Genomic DNA, 21,091 nt, shown 5'->3' on the forward strand with positions numbered 1-21,091 from the left:
CGCATGCACCCCCTCGACCCAGCCCAGCCCAGCTACGGCTACGCCGCCGCCGACCCGAGCGCGCCGCCTGCGGTGAGCGTCATCACCCCCTACTACAACACCGGCCCCATATTCTTGGAGACAGCGCGCTCGCTGCTGCGCCAGTCGCTGCAGCAGTGGGAGTGGATCATCGTCAACGATGGGACGAGCGACCCCGCAGCGCTGCGGGCGCTGCTGCCCTTCCGCAGCGCCGACGCGCGCATCCGCGTGGTAGACCAGCCCAACGGCGGGCTGCCCGCCGCGCGCAACGCCGGGGCGGCGCTGGCGCGGGCCGACCTGCTGTTCTTCCTCGACAGCGACGACCTGCTGGCCCCCACCGCGCTGGAGAAGCTGGCCTGGTCGCTGGCATCGCACCCCGGCAGCGCCTTCGCCACGGGCTGGAGCGCGACCTTCGGCCATAAGAACTTCCTGTGGCCGCGCGGCTTCGAGACGCGCTACGCCTTCCTGCACGAGAACATGACCAGCCCGCAGGTGATGGTGCGCCGCAGCAGCTTCGACACGGCGGGCGGCTTCGACGCGGCGCGCCGCAAGGGCATGGAGGACTACGAGTTCTGGCTGCGCTGCGCATCCAAGGGCATGTGGGGCCACGATGTGCACGAGTACCTGATCTGGGTGCGCAGCAAGGCCCCCGAGACCTACACCAGCTACCGCTGGAGCTTCCAGGATGACCCCGGCGCGCTGGCCGCCTTCAACCGCGAGATGCGCGCGCGCTACCCGCAGCTCTACCGCCACGGCCTGCCCCGCGTGGGCGGCGCGGGCGGCGGCCTGCTGGGCACCTACGCGCCGATCGACGACACGCTGCCGCTGCGCAACCCGCTGGCCGCGCGGCCTGGCCAGCGGCGCATCCTGCTGCTGATGCCGTGGGCCAGGATCGGCGGGGCCGACCGCTTTGCGCTGGACATGGCGGCGGGCCTGGTGGCGCGGGGCGATCTGGTGAGCGTGGCGCTGCTGCGCGATGAGCCGCACACGCTGATGGACGAGCTGCTGCAGATCACGCCCGATGTCTTCAACCTGGCCGCATTCCTCACCCCCGCCGACTTCCCGCGCTTCCTGCGCTATCTGATCGAGTCGCGCCAGATCACCACGGTGGTGCTGGCCAACAGCCTGCTGGCCTACCAGCTGCTGCCCTACTTGCGCGCCCACTGCCCCGGCGTGGCGATGGTGGACTACCTGCATATGGAGGAGGAGGGCTGGCGCGATGGCGGGCTGCCCCGCGCTGGGATCGACCACGAGGACTATCTAGACCTGCACATCGTGGCCTCGCAGCACCTGGGGCGCTGGATGGCGGCGCGCGGCGCGCGGCCCGAGCGCACCGAGGTCTGCACGATCAACATCGACGAGCAGCTGTGGCAGCAGCAGCCAGGCCAGGCCCAGGCGGTGCGCGCCGAGCTGGGGCTACCCAGCGAGACCGCGCTGCTGCTCTTCCCGGCGCGGCTGGTGGCCCAGAAGCGCCCTCGGCTGATGGCCGAGATCGTGCGGCGGCTGCGCGAGCGCGGGGCCAATCTGGTGTGCCTAGCGGCAGGCGGCGGCGAGGACAGCGGCTGGCTGCGGCGCTATGTGCGCACGCACCGCCTACAGCAGCACCTACGGCTGCTCGGCCCGCAGCCCTCGGCGCGGGTGCGCGCCCTGATGGACGCCGCCGATATCGTGCTGCTGCCATCCGAGCAGGAGGGCATCGCGCTGGCGCTCTACGAGGCCATGGCCATGGGCGCGGTGCCGGTGGCCGCCCAGGTCGGCGGCCAGGCCGAGCTAGTCACTCCCGAGTGCGGCGTGCTGATCGCGCAGGGCGAGGGCGAGCTGGCAGCCTATGTGGAGGCCATCGAGCAGCTGATCGCATCGCCCCAGCGGCGCGCCGCCATGGCCCAGGCCGGGCGGGCGCGGATCGAGGCCCACTTCAGCCACCAGGCCATGCTCAGCCGCATGCAGGCGCTCTTCGACCAGGCCGCCGCCCTGGCCCAGGCCGACCCGCGCCCGCCGGTGAGCGCGGGCCAGGGCCACGCCGCCGCCGCGCTGGCCATCGAGCACCACCAGCTGGAATCCAGGCTGCGCGGGCTGCCCCCGGTGCGGCTGGCCCTGCGCCTGCGCCAGTCGCCTATCGGCGGCCTCGCGGGGGCGGCGGCGCACATCCGCAGCGGCATCGAGCAGATCGACCGGACATCCTACATGCTTCGCAGGGCCGCAGCCGCCAGGCTGCGCAGGCTGCGCGGCGCTGTGCGATAGGCATACCATGAGCGAAACTCGGCAGCCGCCGCAGGTGGCGGTGATCATCCCCTGCTACAACCACGCCCGCACGCTCCCCGCCACGGTGGCAAGCGTGGTGGGACAGACCTACCCCAGCTGGGAGATCATCATCATCGATGATGGTAGCGCCGATGGCTCGGCCCAGGTTGCCGAGCAGCTGATCGAGCGCTTTTCCACGCGCTGCATACGCCTCATCCAGCAGCCAAACGGCGGGCAGGGGGCCGCGCGCAATCGCGGCATCGCCGCCACCAGCGCGCCCTACATTCTGCCGCTCGACGCCGACGACCTGATCGACGCCCACACGCTTGAGCGCATGGTCGCGCTGATCGAGGCGGACAGCACATGCGGCTTTGTCACCGCCAACGCCCGCTTCTTCGGCGAGGAGACGGGCATATGGTCGGGTGGCGAGCCAAGCCTTGAGCGCATGCGCTTCGACTGCCGCACCACGATCTCCGCCCTCTTCCGCAGGCAGGCGTGGGCAGCGGTGTGCGGGTTCGACGAGGATCGCGCGGCGCAAGGCTACGAGGACTGGGACTTCTGGCTGCGCCTGATCGAAGGGGGCTGGCATGGCACACACCTCCCCGCCATGCTTATCTGGTATCGCCGCAGCGCCAGCGGCCAGCTGACCCGCGCAACCCGCGAGGATCTGCGATTCCGCGCCCAGATGGTGCACAGGCACCCCACGCTCTACCCCCCGGCATTTCGCCCCTGGGCCATGGCCGTGCTCGGCGGCTGGCCCAGCCACAGCGCCGCGCGCTGGTGGGGGTGGTATGCCTGGTACAGCGCACTGGTGGGCCGCCACGCCCCGCACGAGCTGCCCAAGACCCTGCTGCGCCCCGCGTTTAAGGCCATCGGGCCGCACGCCCAGATGTATGCGCGACGGCTCGCCCAGGCCATCGGGGTTAGCCGCAGAGCCTAGGTAGGCCATAGCAAGAAAGAAATCGGCCATGTACGTGCTTATCACTGGCTCTAGCGGCCAGATCGGAACCAACCTGGCGCTGCGGCTGATGGACCTGGGGCACCAGGTTTTTGGCGTAGACAAGCGGCAGAACACCTGGACCGACCGCATCCCCACGCTGCTGCAGGATCTCTCGGCCCCGCTCCGCGACTTCAGCGGCGGCATCGGCAGCGTGCCCTACCCCAAGGTGGATGTGGTCATCCACCTAGCGGCCAATGCCAAGGTGCACGAGCTGGTGCAGTTTCCCCACCGCGCCATGGAGAACATCTCGCTCACCTTCAACGTGCTGGAGTTCTGCCGCCACAATCAGCTGCCGATCATCTTCTCCTCCTCGCGCGAGGTCTACGGCGACATCCACCGCTACATCACCGAGGAAAAAGAGGCCGACTTCGCCTTCACCGAAAGCCCCTACTCGGCCTCCAAGATCGCAGGCGAGGCCCTGGTCTACTCGTATGCGCGCTGCTACGACCTGCCCTACCTGGTGTTCCGCTTCTCGAACGTCTACGGGCGCTACGACAACGACATCGAGCGCATGGAGCGGGTCATCCCGCTGTTCATCCGCAATATGGCGCGCGGCGAGCCGGTGACGGTGTACGGCAGCGAGAAGACGCTCGACTTCACCTACGTGGATGACTGCGTCAGCGGGATCGTGGCCGGGGCCGAGCGGCTGGTGGCTGGCAGCCTGCGCGATCAGACAATCAATCTGGCCTACGGCGAGGGCAACACCCTGGTGCAAATGGCCGAGTATATCGCCGCCGCGCTCGGCGTGCCGCCCAACATCTTGGTGGAGCCATCCAAGCGCGTGGGCGAGGTCACACACTACGTGGCCGACATCAGCAAGGCCCACCAGCTGCTGGGCTACCAGCCCCAGGTGCCCCTGGCCGAGGGCATCCGGCGCGCGGTGGCGTGGAGCCAGCGCTTCGGCAGGCCCTAGAAAACCAGTGCGACGGCTGCGATCCCCCGCAGCCGCCGCACCAGCCAAGCGCCCCCAGTCGGCCCGCCCCTAGTTCGGAACCTCAACATAGAACGGGTTCGAGTTCACCGCAATATTGATCAGGCCATCGCTGTTGGTGTCTGTGCACTCGTAGGGGGTCTTCCAGCTATCCGCCTTATTCAGCGTCTGCACACAGTAGGCCTTGGCCCCGCGCAGCACTGGTATGCGGTAGATCGTATCGGGCCGCGCCGAGTCGATCCGAGGCACCCACAGCACATAGAGCGTGCTCGTCGGCTTCTTGAACTTCAGCATCTGCACTTTTTCTAGCTGATCGGGGGCCAGCTCGGTGAGCGGCGGACCAATGTACTCGGCACCGGAGAGCAGGTGCGAGGAGTTCATAAAGGCGTAGTAGGCTGGGCGAGGCACCAGCCGACCATTGGTGTCATCGATCAGGTGGCTAAAGCGAAAGCCCGGATTGGTGCCGCTAAGCGAGTACCAGAAGGCCCCATCCAGCTTCAGCGCCAACGCCTCGGCATAGATTCGCGCGGCGTAGTTGGCCTGGGTATACAGCCAGTCGTTGTAGGTCGGCGTGCACTCGGCCTCGACCCACCCAGCGCACATGGCCGCAAGCTCGGTGGAGTAGATCGGCTTGTCGGACAGCTGGTACTTGGCCAGCTGCGCCCGCACGCGGATGGCCTTGGCCACCAGCATGCTGTTGGCCCCATACTCGCCATAGGCGTGGAAGCTCAGCGCATCGAAGGATTTGCCCGCCCCCGAGGCCAGCATGCCATCCAGGAAAAGCTCGCTGATGTGCGGCTTATCGGATGTGTCGCTAACCAGGCCATAGATGAGCGCACCGGCGATCACCTTGGCATTGGGGTTAGCCGCTTTGATCATCGGCGAGATGCGCTGCAGCACCTGGCCGTAGTAGCTGCCGCCATAGTCAGCCTTGCTCGGATCGGCCCAGCAGCCAATGCCATGCTCATCCAGCGTATCCTGCGGCCGGGCATCTGGCTCGTTCCAGAACTCCCAGTAGTTGACCTGCAGGTCGCCCGAGGAGTAGCGTTTTACCAGCGCGTAGACATAGTTGGCAAAATCATCAAGCACCTCGGGCTTGGGCGGGCTGCACAGCCGCCCGCCCACCTGCTGCGCCCACGAAGGCGACTGCTGGATGATCAGCGTCGGCTCGATGCCCGCCGCGCGCAGGCGACGGATATTGGACTCGACATAGACTAAAGAGCTCCAGTCGTAGCCAGCGCCGCGCACCGGCTCGACCTTTGGCCAAAGCACATCGCCAGCGCGCGCCCAGCGCGGCTGCGTCTCCAGGCCATACTTCAGCACATCGCCGCTGCTATAGATCGACAGATCGAAGCCAAAAGGATTACGCGGCGCGGGCACGCTGACCATAGGCAAGTAGACCATATGCTTGGTCGGGGCTTGCGCGCGTGCCACCGGAAAAGGCCCCTGCGCGCTAAGAACAACAAAAACAAACAAGAGCAGTATCCGGCGAAAACAGAGCGGCGATCGCTTATGAGAAAATGTGTGCATAGATGATGTGGGATGAGCTGAATGTTCTACGTGGGATGCATCTCTATTGTATCAAAAATATGCGTATCGTTATAGCGTTCGAGATTGCAGATATCTAACAAAATAGCCTATCACCGCTGGCCTGCAGCCGCAGCGCCGCGCAAGAGAACCCGTTCCATATGAGAGAAAGCAGACCACCAATGTCTAGAGCCAAGCTGCCCATCCGTTGGATCGTCGCCGCCACTATCGCCGCCCTATCGCTGGCTATTGTACTCCAGCCCTTCCCATTCCTGATCCGCCATCTTAAAGATGACAGCTTCTACTACTTTCAGACCGCCAACAATATCGCGCTGGGCTACGGCTCAACCTTTGACCGTATCAACCAGACCAATGGCTACCACCCGCTCTGGATGCTGAATATCATCCCTGTCTACTGGGCCTTTCCACACCAGCCGATCCTCGCGCTCCGCATCATCCTTGTGCTGGTAGCGATCTACCACAGCATCGCCGCCCTCAAGCTCTTCCAGGTTATCTCGCGCACGCAGGGTGCGGCACTCGCAGCCGCCGTGAGCCTGGGATGGGGCATGTGCCCAATCGTGCTGCGCATGAACCTCAACGGCATGGAGTCGGCGCTGTACGCCCTGGTGCTGGCCTTCTGGGTGGCGTGGGCGGCGAGGCTGCAGGATGCCGATCCGGCAGAGCTGCGCTCGTGGCGCACCTGGGCCTACGGCGGCGCGCTGGGCGCGCTGTGTGTGATGGCCAGGCTCGACGCCGCGCTGCTGGTGGCCGCCATGGCGCTGTGGGTGATCGTACGCCGCCACGGGCTATGGGCCGCATGCCTGATTGTGCTGCCCTCTTTCTGCGCGCTAGTGATCTACATGGCCATCAACCAGGCGCTCTTCGGCATACCGCTGCCGGTCAGCGGCCTGATCAAGCAGGCCGCCATCCCCGCCGGGATGTGGGATGCTGTGGTGCAGTTGCTCTGGCCGCTCGCGCCGATCATGCGGCGGGTGGGCGAGTGGCCTACGATGCTGGCGGTGCTGGCGGCCATGGTGGCGGTGGCCTGCCTGCCCGGGCGGCTGCGCCAGGCGATCTTCGCCCGCCACGGCTGGCTGTGGATGGGGTGCGCGCTGCTCTACACCTACATCGCCTACAGCAAGACCTTCATCGCCAACTGGTACTATGTGCCCTTCTGCATGCTGGCCGCCCTAGTCGCCGCCGATCTGTGTGGGCTGGCGCTGGCCGCCTGCCGCTCGCCGCGCTGGCGCGCGGGGCTGGGGGCAGCCGCCGCGCTTGGGGTCTGCTGCGCCTATGGCATGCTGGCGACGCTTGAGTTCAACCCGCGCAAGAACGACACCATCGCCCAGACCCTTGAGGCCGCCGAGTGGATCCGCACCAGCTTGCCCGAGGGCAGCATCGGCGGGGCGTGGAGCGCGGGCATCCTGGCCTACTTCTCGGGGCGGCAGGTGGTCAACCTCGATGGCCTAATCAACTCCTACCCCTACTATCAGGCCATGTCGCGGGGGCAAGCGCCCGCCTTTGTCGCGGCGGAGGGGGTGAGCTATGTCTTCGATATGTTCCCTGCCCCGCCAGCGGGCGACACAGCCGCCTTTGTGCCCGACCCCACATGGCAGCCCTACCTCGTACCCTTCTACGAGCGCCGCTACGAGGCCAAAAATGTCGGTATCTCATCGCTCTTCTCCACCATGCTGCCGGTGCCCGAGCGCGACGCGAGCTTTATGTGGAAAGTCTGGAAGGTGGAGCTGCCGCAGCAGCCCTGACCCCGCCAGCCCATCGCGCCAGCGCTGGTACGATCTTTGCTTTAAGCAAGGAGTCCGGCGCTGCGTAGGTCAAGGCTTGCCTTGCCAGCCCAATGCGCCAACCATGTACTCTCTGCTGTGTGAGAAGGAGCAAGGCAACCTATGGCAACCAAGGCACCTGAGGTCGCGGATGTGCCGCGCGCTACCGCTGGCGGCGCGTGTGTGGGGGATGATGGGAAGGTGCTATTTGCGCTATGGGCACCCTGGAAGAAGAGCATCCACCTGGTGGGCGATTTTAACAGCTGGGACGCCAAGGCCGACCCGCTAAAGGTTGACGAGAGCGGCGTGTGGTGGATCGAGAAGCAGCTGGAGCCTGGCAGCTACGAGTACCAGTTTGTGCTGGATGGCGAGATCTACATCTGCGACCCCTACGCCCACAAGCTGCGCTGGGCCGACGGCAACCCCGAGCCGCACGCGATCGTCGAGGTGGGCGGCAAAGCCTACCAGTGGGGCGACGAGGGCTTCGGCATCAAGCCGCTCAACCAGCTGGTGATCTACGAGCTGCACGTAGGCGACTTCAGCCCCGAGGGCACCTTCCAGGGCGTGATCGACCGGCTCGACTATATCGCCGACCTCGGCATCGACGCGATCGAGCTGATGCCGGTGCAGGAGTTCCCCGGCGACCGCAGCTGGGGCTACAACCCGGCCTACTTCTTCGCCGTCGAGAGCGCATACGGCAGCGCCGAGGACTTCAAGCGGCTGGTCGACGCGGCCCACCAGCGCGGCATCGGCATCATCCTCGATATGGTGTTCGCCCACACCACCACCGATGGCCCGATCAGCCGCCTCTACCCCTTCGACCAGAACCCCTACTTCAGCGGCGGCACCAACCCGTGGGGCTTCCCCAGCCTCAACCACTGGAACGACGCCACCAAGCGCCTGATCGACGACATCCAGCGCTACTGGCTCACCGATTTCCATATCGACGGCTTCCGCTACGACTATGTCGAGGGCATCCGCTACGATGGCATCAGCGGCATGAGCTTTATCTCGTGGGCGGCCAAGCAGTGCAAGCCCCACGCCTACCTGATCGCCGAGGACATCGTGCAGGATCCGGCGGCGGTGGTGCGCGACACCGAGACCGACTGCTCGTGGCACTGGCAGTTCAACAAGATGCTGCGCGCCCAGCTCTACGAGAGCGAGTACCAGGGCAACGGCTACGGCGATATGGATGGGGTCGAGCGCGTGCTACGCTTCAACGGCGACGGCTACCTGGACAACGCCCAGCCGATCAACTTCCTGGAGACCCACGACGAGGAGCGGCTCATCCGCGATGCCCAGAGCTGCAACCAGAACCTTGACGATGCGGGGGCCACCCGCAAGAGCATGCTGGGCGCGATCGCGCTGTTCACCGGCCAGGGCGTGCCGATGATCTACCACGGCCAGGAGTTCGGCACCAAGTCCGAGAAGACGGTGGATGAGAACAAGATCCCGTGGGAGTACCTGGAGAGCGACGCGGGCAAGGCGCTGCGCGCCCACTACGCATCGCTGGCCTACCTGCGCCACACCCAGGGCGCGCTGCAGGGCAACTGCTTCGAGGTGCTGCACAAGGATGGCGAGACCAAGACGATCGTGTTCCACCGCTGGAACGACGCGGGCAACATCGTGGTGGTGGCGCTGAACTTCTCGCCCGCCGCGCAGCACGTGTCGGTGTGCTTCCCGCGCCCTGGCCGCTACCACGAGTGGCTGCACGACTACGACGAGCACGTGGGCGAGGAGGCGGTGGATGTCGAGATCCCCAGCTCGTATGGCAAGGTGTGGGTGTTCTGCGAGTAGCGCCAGAAAGGCAGGAGCGGCACCTGGGGACATACCCCAGGTGCCTTTTTTGCGCTAGGGGGCGGGGGCCGCCGTCTCGGCGGCTTCGCCCTCGGGCTGGAAGGGCCGCGGCGGCTGGGGCACGGTGGCGCGCAGCAGGTGGCCGTGGTTCACCAGGTAGAGCACCGCCTGCGGGCCGCTGGTATCAACGGTAAACGACGACACACCATCGAGCGGCTGCTCGGCGTTGGCGCGCACCTGCATCTGCTGGATGAGCGCGCCGGTCTTCTTATCCACCTGGATGACCCGGCCCTGCTCCAGGTAGAAGATCGAGCCGATCTCAGGATCATCGCCAGTGACCACAAAGTTCGATGCGGCGGCGATCGACGGCTCGACCTTGGGCGCGGGCAGCTCGCCCTGGAAGGCCCCGCCCGTGAAGATCTGCACCCGCCCATCGGGCTGCAGCAGGTACACCTGCCGATCGATCGCCAGATCGACCGCCGTGGATGTGTCGCTGGTGCCAAAATCGGTGATCCATGGGCTGAACAGATCGCCCGGGCGACCGCTGGCATACTTGAAGATCTGGTTGGCGCTGGCCCCCCAGAAGTACAGGTTGCCATCGTAGGTCACAAAGCGCAGGCGCGGGATCTCGGCCCGCCACTCGCTGCTGCCGCCCAGGTTGCTGTTGCTCCACGCGCCGCCGTTGCGGAAGTAGTACATGTAGCCGCCCTGGGCCTGCCCCACCGCCACCAGATTATCAAACCGCCAGGCGATCGCCTTGATGCGCCCGACCAACACGCCGTTGGCGATCTGCTCATTTGGGCGCAGCAGCGGCGTGATCTCGCCGCCGCCCTTGGGCATCTGGTAGATCACGCCGCTGTCGTTGTCCAGCGCGTAGATCGACTCGAAGGCCTCGGTGTTGGTGATGGTGGTGGGTGGCGGCGGGATGACCACCGACGCGAAGGTATTGCCGCTCTCGGCCTGTGGGTGGTGGCCGATGTCCTCCAGGCTGTCCAGATACGAGATCCGCTCGACCGAGGAGTAGACGCGGTCGTACTCGCGCTCCAGCGAGAGAAACTCCTGCCGCAGCAGCGCCGACTCGGAGATCACGCCCGAGGAGCGCACCGACTCCAGCGCGATCGAGGCCCGATCTAGCAGATTCCGGGCGGCCTGCTCATCCGGAGCATTGCGCAGCGCCGCCACCGACTGCCGCGCCTGGTCGAGCACCTCGTTCTGCTGCTGGCGGGCGCTGATGCTCTGCAGGTTGTAGCCCAGCACCACCAGCAGCGCGATGATCATCACCAGCATAGACAGCGCCATCCACTGGAACTGCGGCCCCTCCTTGCGATAGGAAAGCCCGGCGCGGCGGCGCTTGGGCGGCAGCGCGCGGGGCGGCAGCTGCTTGCGCATCCGTCGGTTGCGCCAGGCCATGCGCAGGCTGGCCACCGCCCGGCCAAAGGGCTGGGCCAGCTGCTCGCCCAGCGTCGGGTCGAGGTTGGGGATCTCGCCATAGGAGCGACGGGCATAGCTGGTGAAGGTCTCGTTGGAGACCGAGTCGCCTAGATTGATCGGCTCCGGCTCGCGCGGGTCGATATAGTCGCCCTCACCCAGAAACGAGGATGGCGTGTAGTCGTAGCCGTCGGGGCGCTGGGGCATATGGCCCAGCCGCGCCATACGCTCGTTGTGGCGCTCGGCCATGGTGTCGGCAAGCGACGCGCCGATCTCGATCGGGCGCACGCGCAGATCCTCGCGCGGGGGGCGCGGCGGATCCTCGGGCAGCGTGCTCAGCTGCTGGCGCTCGCGCAGGGCGTGGGCGTCGCGCAGGGCATCGCGGTCGAGCTGCTCGCGGGCCTCGCGGCTCTGGAACAGCCGCGCGAAGCTGGTGATCAGCGCTGGCGGCGCGGCAGGCTCGCTGGCGGCGGGGGCGAGCGGCGCGGCAGGCCCTGCGGGCGCAGGCGCGGCAGGCGCGGGCTGGTCGGCGGGGCGGCTGGCAACCACCAGGCGCAGCGCCATGCCATACACATGCTCCAGCTCGTAGTCGCGGCTGAGTGCAGACACGTCGTTGACGATCGTCTGGGTATCGGGGCTGCGCAGCATGTGCTCGGCCATATCGCGGCGCAGCGCGGGCGCAAACGAGCTAGAGCAGAGCAGCATGGTGTCGCCAGGGCGCAGCGTGGCCTGGTAGAACGACGGCTCGATGGTGAGGCTGGCCCCCAGCGCGTTGGGCTTGGGGTGGGCCACGGCGTCGCCGCCCGCCCAGGCGGCGGCCTGCGGCAGCGCGCGCAGCTTGCCCTCGGCCAGCAGGTAGGCCTGCGACGGCAGCACCTGGGCGATAAACAGCCGCTGCTCTTTGATCACCGCACATGTGACGCCCACATACGAGCGTTTGGCGGCGGCGGTGGTGAAGTTCTGCTGGTAGAGCTGGCTGTTGGCCTTGTCGATCGCCTTGCGCAGCGAGGACGGAATGCTGTACGAGCTGTCCTCGTAGAAGGCCTTGCGCAGCGTGCGCAGCATCTGCAGGCATGCCTCGCGCTCACGCCCGTTCTCGTGCGTGGCCTCGGCAATGATATACAGGCGGCCCTTGCGCGCCTCGGGGGCAAATGGTGAAGCAGGCTCGAACGCCAGGATCAGGTCGCTGTGCTGCTGCAGCTGGCCCTGGGCGATGCTAAACTGCTGAAAGTTCGTTTCGTAGCGTGGCATTGTGCTCAGTTCGGGTGGTCGATGATGCTGCCAAATTATACCACGTGCGCCCCGGCGCGGCGGGGCGGGCCGCACCACGGCAGGGCCTATACGTCCTTGGTACGCCGAAGATTTTTCGCCACCAAGACGCCAAGAGAGCGCAAAAGAGCGAATACCACGAAGGCGCGAAGGTGCCGCCAGCTGGCCAAATCATGCCGCGCCAAGGGTATCGGGCCGCATACGATGATGAAGTGGCAGGACGGTCGGCCCGACGAGGAACGCTACACACATTGCTACAGTCGGGCCACATGGAAACGCCCGAAAACGCGACACCAGGTGAGGTGCCACGCCCCAGCGCGCCCACCCAGCAGCGCCGCAGCCCAGCGTATTTCCCGCGCAGCGTGCGCCGCACGGCGCGCTACGAAGCACCTGTGTACTCCACAAAATCGCTTACACACTCCACAGCTTATCCACAGCTTATACCCCCATACCCTGTGCTATAATGCCCACAGAGCACAGGGTTCCGCGCATACACACGCACGTGTTATGTATATCTAGCGCGCCCTGCTGCGGAATTTCCTGACATCGCCAACTTCCCTGCATACGCCGCCTCGCTCCCACACCGCAGTCTGGGCAGCGTGCTATTGCAGAAGTGTCAATAGTTTTTATCAAAAGCACGAGACGAAGGGCGAAATGGGTTCGATCCTTCGTCTTTCTGATCTGCACTTCCAAGGTTGCTCGGAGCCGCACCATGTCGAACGATTTTGTCCACCTCCATGTTCATTCAGAATATAGCCTGCTAGATGGCTACGCCACCACCAAGGGCATCGTCGAGCGGGCCGCCGAGCTGGGCATGGACAGCATCGCCCTGACCGACCACGGCGTGATGTATGGCGCGATGGAGTTCTACACCAACGCCAAGAAGGCCAACATCAAGCCGATCATCGGCATGGAGGCCTACATGGCCCCCAACTCGATGAAAGACCCGATCGTCAAGGGGGGCAAGAACTACTACCACCTGGTGCTGCTGGCCCAGAACGAGATCGGCTACGAGAACCTGGTGCGGCTCACCTCGCGCGCGCACCTGGATGGCATGAACCGCGGCGTGTTCGCCCGCCCGCGCATCGACTGGAACCTGCTGGAGCAGTACCACGAGGGCATCATCGCCACATCCTCCTGCATCGCTGGCGAGGTCATCCAGAAGCTCACCGCGCAGGACAAAAAGCAGGCCCGCGAGGTGGCGGCGCGCTACCGCGACCTGCTGGGGCCAGAGAACTACTACCTTGAGCTGCAGCTACACGGCAACACCCCCGAGCTAGAGCCGATCAACGACGAGCTGGTGCGCATCAGCCACGAGCTGGGCATCCCCCTGGTGGCCACCAACGACACGCACTTCATCCGTGCGCAGGATGTCGAGACCCAGGGCCGCGTGATGGCCATGGGCTTCAACCTGACGTACAAGGAGTTCTGCTCGAAAAGCTACCAGATGGATGAGACCTACCACATCATGTCGGCGGAGGAGATGTACCAGCGCTTCAAGCGCTACGGCACATCGCCGATCGAGAACACCCGCCGCATCGCCGACATGGTGCACCTCAAGCTCGACTTTGGCCGCGTGCAGCTGCCCGAGCTGAAGTTCATCCCCGAGGGCCACGACGCCGAGAGCTACCTGCGCGTGGTGTGCGAAGAGGGTCTGATGAAGCGCTTCGGCGGCCAGGTGCCCGAGGAGTACGTCAAGCGGCTCGACTACGAGCTGGACGTGATCAACGCCACCGGCTTCCCCGACTACATGCTGATCGTCTGGGACTACGTGAAGTTCGCCCGCTCCAACGGCATCCCCGCGCTGCCCCGTGGCTCGGCGGGCGCGTCGCTGGTGCTCTACAGCCTGTTCATCACCGATGTCGACCCGCTGAAGAACAAGCTGCTGTTCGAGCGCTTCCTCTCGCGCGAGCGCCTTGAGATGCCCGATATCGACACCGACTTCGCCGACTCGCGCCGCCCCGAGATCCTGGACTACATCGCCCGCACCTACGGGCGCGAGAACGTGGCCCAGATCATCACCTACGGCACCCTGGGCGCGAAGGCCGCCCTGCGCGACATGGGCCGCGTGCTTGAGGTGCCGCTCAGCGATGTGGACCGCGTGGCCAAGCTCATCCCCACGCTGCCGGTGGGCACCACCATCGCCATGGCGCTAGAGCGCGTGCCCGAGCTGAAGCAGATCTACGACAACGAGCCGCAGCTGCACGAGCTGATCGACTGGGCGCGCAAGGTCGAGGGCCGCATGAAGAGCGTGGGCACCCACGCCTGCGGCATTGTGGTCTCGCGCACCCCGCTGGAAAACATGGTGCCGCTCCAGCGCACATCCAAGGATGAGAACGCGGTGATGGCCGCGTTCGAAGGCCCCACCCTGGCCAAAATGGGCCTGCTGAAGATGGATATCCTCGGCCTCGCCAACCTCTCGATCGTGGCCGAGGCGCTCAAGTATATCGAGCAGACCACTGGACAGAAGATGTGGCTCGACCAGATCCCGCTGGAGGATCGGGCCACCTTCGAGAGCCTGGGCCGCGGCGAGACCAAAAACGTGTTCCAGCTGGAAAGCGCGGGCATGACGCGCTACCTGATGCAGCTGAAGCCCACCCGCGTTGAGGATCTCTACGCCATGGTGGCGCTCTACCGCCCCGGCCCGCTTGAGCAGATCCCAGTCTACATCCACAACAAGAACAACCCGCGCGACATCAAGTACCTGCACCCCATCCTCAAGCCCATCCTAGAGGACACCTACGGCGTGATCGTGTACCAGGAGCAGATCATGCAGCTGCTCCAGAACATCGCCGAGTACACGCTGGGCGAAGCGTATATCGTGATCAAGGCGATCAGCAAGAAGAACAAAGAGCTGATGGCCGAGAACGGCACGCGCTTCAAGAAGGGCTGCCTCTCCAAGGGCCTGACCGAGGCCCAGGCCGATCAGCTCTGGGAGCTGATCCTGCCCTTCGCCGGCTACTCGTTCAACCGGCCCCACGCCACGCTCTACGGCCTGCTCTCCTACCAGACCGCATGGCTGAAGACCAACTACCCCACCGAGTACCTGGCCGCCGTGCTCTCCGCCGCCGCAGGCGAGATCGAGGAGGTGGCCAAGTCGGTGGCCGAGTGCGCGCGGCTGGGCGTGGCCGTGCTGCCGCCCGACGTGAACCGCAGCGGCGAGGGCTTCACCCTGGAGCCGCTGCCCGACGGCCAGGCGCTCGACTACCCCAACCGCACCGGCATCCGCTTCGGCCTCTCGGCCATCCGCAACGTCGGCTCCGGCCCGGTGCAGTCGATCATCGAGGCGCGCGCACAGCACGGCGGATTCAGCTCGCTTGAGGATTTTTGCGACAAGGTGCCCCGCGCGGCGCTCAACAAGCGCGTGCTAGAAAGCCTGATCAAGTGCGGCGCGATGGACTCCATGCCCGGCACGCGCCACCAGAAGATGGCCATCCTGGATGCCGCTCTGAGCGCCGGGGTAGAGGCGCAGAAGTCGCGCGAGGCCGGGCAGGCCAGCATGTTCGACATGCTGGGCGGCGGCGACGCGGGCAGCGCGCCGGTGCACGCCATCCCGCTGCCGCCCATGCCGCGCACCCCGCAGAGCGACAAAGAGGCGCTAGCCTGGGAAAAAGAGCTGCTGGGCATGTACACATCCGACCACCCGATCGCCCGCGCGCTCGACGGCATCGATATGAGCCAGGTGACCACCATTGGCCGCCTAGGCGAGGATGAGAGCCTGGTGGGCCAGACGCTCACCTTCTGCGGCATGATCACCGGCACCCGCAAGCTGGCCACCAAGAAGGGCGACAGCATGCTGGTGGCCAGCTTCGAGGATATCGAGTCCTCGATCGAGCTCGTGGCCTTCCCTAAAACCTACGAGAAGTGCAAAGACCTGCTGGTGGATGATGCGCTGCTCTGCATCACCGCCAAAGTCGATCGCGGGCGGCGCGACGACGCCATCCAGCTGCTGCTGGAGACCGCCAAGCCGATCGAGTCGGTCGAGCGCGCCGCGCCGAGCGCCGCTGAGCCTACGCCCACCGCGCTCGCAGAAGAGGTTTCCGCCATGCCTATCGACCAAGAGCCGCCGCATATCGCCGAGTCGGCGCCGCCGCCATCCGCCGCACCCACGCCTGCCGCCAGCGCGGCCCCGGCTGCGCCCGCAGCACCGGTGCAGGTGATCAAATCGCGCGTGAAGGTGAATGTGGCCAGCGCCCACACCAGCGACAGCAACCATGGCAACGGCAACGGTGCCAGCAGCCCCAGCCCCAGCAGCTACGGGCCGCGCAGCACCCTGCGCATCTGGCTGCCCCACACCCGCGACTTCGACGCCGACGTGCAGATCATGCAGGACATCGACGACCTGCTGCGATCGAGCGAGGGCGAGGACGAGGTGCTGATCACCATCCAGAACAAAAACGCCCGCGTCGTCATCAAGCCCAACTACACCGTGCGCAGCACCGACGCCCTGCTGGCCCCGCTGCGCACCATGCTGGGCAGCGAGGCGGTTATCGTCGAGTAGCGGGAATCCCCCCTAGCGATAGGCAGCGCGGGCTGGCCTGCAGCAGGCCAGCCCGCGCTGCCTATCGCCACCCACACCCTCGTGGCAGGCCAGCGTTTCGCACGGCAGCGCCGCGCCTGCGCGTATGCAGATAGGCAGAAGGTAGAGTATACTAAGGGCCATGCCAAACCTTCAGCCAAGAGCTTGAACACTATGAGCCTCGATCTCCCCTCCCCCGAACCAACCGACGAACCCCGCATCGCCCTAGACCCAGCACGCTTCGAGGAGCGGCTCCAGGCCCTGCTGGCGCTAGAGACCATCGGCGAGGTGCGCAGCGCCATCCCCCAGGTGCGCGAGGAGTGGCTCGCCAGCGAGCGTGCCGCCGAGGGCGATGAGAAGACGCTCAGCCTGCCGCCGGGGTTTCTGGGCCAGGCGCTCGACCAGATCAGCCAGGCGCTCACCATCGAGCGCGCCCGCTACTATATCGAGCGGCTGCGGCGGCTGGCCGGTGAGCCGCGCACCAACGGCGTGAACGACATTGACCTGAACCGCTGGAAGACCTACGCCGACATCCGGACCGACAGCCTCTGGCAGATCGAACGGCGCGACACATCCGGCGCGCACACGGCGGGCTACTGGGGCAACTTCATCCCCCAGATCCCCAACCAGATGATGCAGCGCTACACCCGCAAGGGCGGCTGGGTGCTGGATGCCTTCGCCGGCTCGGGCACCAGCCTGATCGAGGCGCGCAGGCTTGGCCGCAACTGCATCGGCGTCGAGCTGCAGGAGCACGTGGCCCAGGGCTCGCGCGAGCGCCTAGACCGCGTGCCGAACCACAGCAGCGTAGCCACCGAGATCCACACCGCCGACAGCTCCACCTTCGACTTTGTGGCCGCGCTGCGCCGCCACGGCCAGCCCAAGGCCGATCTAGCCCTGCTCCACCCGCCCTACCACGACATCATCAAGTTCAGCGACGACCCCCACGACCTCTCCAACTGCGAGTCCATCCCCAGCTTCCTCGACCGGCTTGGCCAGGTGGTGGAAAACGTGTCGCTGGCGCTCGAAGAGGGGGGATTTTTGGTGCTGGTGATCGGCGACAAGTACGCGCGCGGCGAGTGGCACCCGCTGGGGTTCCAGGCCATGCAGGTGGTGCAGCAGCAGGGCTTCATGCTCAAGAGCATCGTGGTAAAAAATTTCGAGGAGACCACCGGCAAGCGCGCGCAGAAGGAGCTATGGCGCTACCGCGCGCTGGCTGGCGGCTTCTTTGTCTTCAAGCACGAGTATATCTTTGTGTTCGAGAAGCGTGGGCAGGAGCCCCAAGCCTAGCTTCTACACCACAAGCAAGAGGAACCCATGAGCGTACCGCAGCTTGTCACCCCCAGCTGGCTCGCCGAGCATCTTGGCGAGCCACATGTCCGCCCGATCGACGTTCGCTGGTATCTGACCGAGCCGGGCCGAGGTCGCCAGGAATATCTTGAGGCGCATATCCCCGGCGCGCCCTTCCTCGACATCGACGGCGACCTGGCCGCGCCGCGCGGCAGCGGCCCTGGCCGCCACCCGCTGCCCAGCGCCGAGCACTTCGCCGCCGCCGCCAGCCGCGCCGGGATCGGCCCCAGCACCCACGTGGTGGCCTACGACTCAAGCGGCGGGGCCTACGCCACGCGGCTGTGGTGGCTGCTGCGCTACTTTGGCCACCAGCAGGTGTCGCTGCTAGATGGCGGCTGGATGGAGTGGCTAGCCCAGGGCTACCTTACCGAGGCGGGCACGCCCACCATCGCCCCCGCGCCCTTCGTGGCCAGCCCCACCCCCGGCCTAGTGGTGAACGCCGACCAGGTCGACATACTGCGCACCCAGCCCGGCGCGCTGGTGCTGGACGCCCGCGCCGCCGAGCGCTACGAGGGCCGCAGCGAGCCGATCGACCCACGCGCCGGGCACATCCCAGGCGCGAAGTCGGCCCCCTTCGCCGCCAACCTGCGCGAGGATGGCAGCTTCAAAAGCCCCGAGGAGCTGAAAGCACAGTTCGCCGCGCTGGGGGCCGATGGGGCAGAGCAGATCGTGTGCTACTGCGGCTCGGGCGTGACCGCCACCCACAACATCTTCGCGCTGGCGCTGGCGGGCTACCCCGCCCCGCTGCTCTACGAGGGCTCGTGGTCCGACTGGAGCAGCGACCCAGCGCGCCCCGCGGCCACCGGCGGCGAGTAGCGACGCGCAAAAAAACAAAATCCCCCAGGGGCCGAATGGCCCCTGGGGGATTGTTGTCTGCGCTACTTCGTCACCAGCGGCAGGAAGACCGAGGTCTGCCCGACGCTAATCGCGCCCGCCTTCACGTCGCTCACGCCGCCCGACGTCAGCTTGACGCCATAGCTGCCCTGGGCAAGCGTGGTCGGCAGGGTGAAGGTCAGCTGGCCCTGGTTCACCAGCACCACGCCGGTCACCGCGATCTCGCTGCCATCGGGGCCAACCAGCGCCACCGCAGTGTCGCTGCCGAAGTTCTGGCCCGTCACCGTCACCGTCGCGGCCTCGCCCAGCGCCACCGTGCCAGGCGACACCGCGCCGATCGCCACCGAGGTATCCGACTTACGCAGCGATGTCGAGATCGCCCAGGTGGTGCTCGGCAGCCCCGCGTCCTGCGCGAACACGAAGCTGTGGGTGCCAGCCTTCAGCGGCACGCGCAGGGTGCTGACCGTACCGCGACCAACCGGCCCACGCGCCAGCGCGAGGCCAGCCGCCGAGTCGATCTTGATCTGGCCAGAGCCGCTGTCGACCGTCACCACCACCTGGTAGGTGCCATCCACCGGCGCGTTCAGCGTGATGGTCGACTGCAGGCCCGCCCCGCGCGAGATACCAGCCCAGTTCGACGGGATAGCGGCCACACCATACAGCACCAGATCATAGGCTATCTTGCCAGAGTTGGTGGCCGGAGCAACGATGTGGATCAGGTTGCGCCCCTTGGCCAGCGTGGTGCTGCCCCAGAACACCTCGGTGCCATACACCGTATCGGCGCTGTACACCTTGGCGTCGGCGTTGTAGATCTCCACCTTCATAGCATCAGCGGTCGCGCCATTCACCGCCAGGCGCATGTTCACCTGCGCGTCGCCGGTCAGGTACACCGGGATCCACTCCTCGGTAAACGCGTTGCCCGCGCCGCCCAGGGTCGAGCTCTTGGTGGCAAACGGCAGCGCGTCAGATTTCTGCTCGGTCGCGGCCACCGCCACGCTCCAGGTCGTCTGAGCCTGCGCTGGATCCTGCACCACCTGCAGCGTCTGCGCGCCGCCGGGCACAAAGGCGGTGAACGTCACACCAGCGGTCGTCACCGTCTTGCGCACATAGTTGCCGCCCAGCAGGAACTGGTAGCGGCCTGCATCCGCGCCCAGGGTGAAGGTGTAGAGGCCGTTGGAGGGGAATACCAGCCGAATCCGCGAGATACCGTCGCCGTTATGCTGGGCGCTGCCATAGCTGGTGCCCTTCCAGGTGACCGGAACCTGCGACACGGCGCTGATCTGAACATTGTAGGCCATCGTACCAGCGTTGCCCGAGGCCACCACGTGGATCGAGTTGGCGCCTTCGGTCAGCCCAGCCGTCACCCATGCCGTCTCGCCGCCAAACACCGGCGAGCTTGTGAAGACCTTCTCGGCCCCGTTGTAGAGCACAAGGGTCAGCTTGTCGGTGGTAGCGCCGCTGGTCGCGATGCGGATATTCACCGGCTGATCTGCCGCGATCTGCAGCGGGATGTGCTCCTCGGCGAAGAACGAGCCGCCACCGATCTGCTGCGTGCTCTCGCTGCTGGGCAGCGCATCCACCCCGCCCACCGGGGTCAGGCCGATGCTCCACTCGGTGGTTGCGGCGGACGCCGCCTGCACCACCGTGAGCGTGTGCACGCCAGCCGACAGGTAGTAGGTCGTGTCAGCTGCCTTTGGGGCCTTGCCCGACACCACCGTCTTCCAGATCTCGCCGCTGTCAACCCGCAGCTGGTAGCTGCCCTTGGCGGCCTCCAGGGTAAAGCGGTAGAGGCCGCTCGTCGGGGCCGTTACCTGGGCCGCGCTCTGGGTGCTGCCGCTCTGGGCCACACCGCTGAGCGTCGGCACATCCTCGCCGAACTTCGGCGCGATGTCCAGCGCGTAGGCCTGCAGCGAGTAGCTCAGCGCGCTGCTGCTGGTGTTCTTCAGCACCAAGATGCCGCTCGGCGAGGGCAGCGTGGTGTAGCCCCACACCGTCTCGCCGGTGCGCGCCGTCCATGCTGCGCCATCCACGCCCTGGATGGTCACCTGGATCGCGTCGTTCGCCGCACCGCCGCTCACAGCAAAGCGGATATTTGCCGGGCCGCCGGTGTAGAACGAAAGCTGCTGCTGGCTGCCCGCAGGGATCGAGCCAGAGCTGTTGATCAGCTGCTCGCCTGGGTCGGCGGCCTTGGCTGGCACGGCGGTGAAGCCCACCGCGACCAGCGCGCAGAACAATACCCCAACAAACAACGAGCGGAGACGGACATTCATCACGGTAACTCCTTACACTGGCAGGGGAGATCAGCTTGTACAATATCGTCGAACGGCAGCATCCAGCCAGGCGCACAAGATGTACACGCTACCGCGCAGCCCGCCACGCATCCTTGCGCCTGTGTAGGT

Annotated in this window: 11 protein-coding genes; 8 read left to right on the forward strand and 3 right to left on the reverse strand. The window is 66.2% G+C overall.

All coding sequences use genetic code 11. From position 1 onward, the window contains the following. Positions 1 to 3 precede the first annotated feature (3 nt). From F8S13_10190 to F8S13_10200, 3 genes are read left to right on the forward strand one after another with little or no spacing between them, the layout of a single operon-like run. On the forward strand, positions 4 to 2,259 hold the full coding sequence (locus tag F8S13_10190; GenBank protein ID KAB8143376.1) for a glycosyltransferase: 2,256 nt from the start codon (positions 4 to 6) through the stop codon (positions 2,257 to 2,259). Positions 2,260 to 2,266: 7 nt separating this feature from the next. Beyond that, on the forward strand, positions 2,267 to 3,199 hold the full coding sequence (locus F8S13_10195) for a glycosyltransferase family 2 protein (GenBank protein ID KAB8143377.1): 933 nt from the start codon (positions 2,267 to 2,269) through the stop codon (positions 3,197 to 3,199). 28 nt (positions 3,200 to 3,227) lie between these two features. Further along, entirely contained in the window at positions 3,228 to 4,172 is a 945-nt protein-coding gene (locus F8S13_10200; protein KAB8143378.1) for an NAD-dependent epimerase/dehydratase family protein, read from the forward strand. Positions 4,173 to 4,241: 69 nt separating this feature from the next. Here F8S13_10200 and F8S13_10205 read toward each other — a convergent pair whose 3' ends face one another. Next, positions 4,242 to 5,624 (reverse strand): hypothetical protein, encoded by a 1,383-nt coding sequence (locus F8S13_10205; protein KAB8143379.1) that lies wholly within the window; start codon positions 5,622 to 5,624, stop codon positions 4,242 to 4,244. Positions 5,625 to 5,899: 275 nt separating this feature from the next. On the opposite strand from F8S13_10205, the gene F8S13_10210 reads away from it, so the two are divergent. Together F8S13_10210 and F8S13_10215 are read left to right on the forward strand one after the other, a co-directional pair. Next, positions 5,900 to 7,480, forward strand: coding sequence for a hypothetical protein (locus tag F8S13_10210; GenBank protein KAB8143380.1), 1,581 nt, complete (start codon positions 5,900 to 5,902; stop codon positions 7,478 to 7,480). A gap of 141 nt (positions 7,481 to 7,621) precedes the next feature. After that, a complete protein-coding gene (locus F8S13_10215; protein ID KAB8143381.1) occupies positions 7,622 to 9,295 on the forward strand; it encodes a hypothetical protein in 1,674 nt (557 codons plus the stop codon). 54 nt (positions 9,296 to 9,349) lie between these two features. Here F8S13_10215 and F8S13_10220 read toward each other — a convergent pair whose 3' ends face one another. After that, a complete protein-coding gene (locus F8S13_10220) occupies positions 9,350 to 11,974 on the reverse strand; it encodes a hypothetical protein (GenBank protein ID KAB8143382.1) in 2,625 nt (874 codons plus the stop codon). Between the two features lie 730 nt (positions 11,975 to 12,704). Between F8S13_10220 and dnaE the strand changes: the two genes are divergently transcribed. From dnaE to F8S13_10235, 3 genes are all read left to right on the forward strand, one after another. After that, positions 12,705 to 16,493, forward strand: a complete 3,789-nt coding sequence (gene dnaE / locus F8S13_10225; protein ID KAB8143383.1) for a DNA polymerase III subunit alpha — start codon at positions 12,705 to 12,707, stop codon at positions 16,491 to 16,493. A 192-nt stretch (positions 16,494 to 16,685) separates the two neighbouring features. Then, positions 16,686 to 17,798, forward strand: a complete 1,113-nt coding sequence (locus F8S13_10230) for a DNA methyltransferase (protein ID KAB8143384.1) — start codon at positions 16,686 to 16,688, stop codon at positions 17,796 to 17,798. A gap of 27 nt (positions 17,799 to 17,825) precedes the next feature. After that, positions 17,826 to 18,674: a sulfurtransferase gene (locus F8S13_10235; GenBank protein ID KAB8143385.1), complete on the forward strand. Its 849-nt coding sequence runs from the start codon at positions 17,826 to 17,828 to the stop codon at positions 18,672 to 18,674. A 62-nt stretch (positions 18,675 to 18,736) separates the two neighbouring features. On the opposite strand, the gene F8S13_10240 is transcribed toward F8S13_10235, so the two are convergent. Beyond that, positions 18,737 to 20,962 (reverse strand): hypothetical protein, encoded by a 2,226-nt coding sequence (locus F8S13_10240; GenBank protein ID KAB8143386.1) that lies wholly within the window; start codon positions 20,960 to 20,962, stop codon positions 18,737 to 18,739. Positions 20,963 to 21,091: the final 129 nt, after the last annotated feature.

The organism is Chloroflexia bacterium SDU3-3, from assembly GCA_009268125.1.
Lineage (GTDB): Bacteria > Chloroflexota > Chloroflexia > Chloroflexales > Roseiflexaceae > SDU3-3.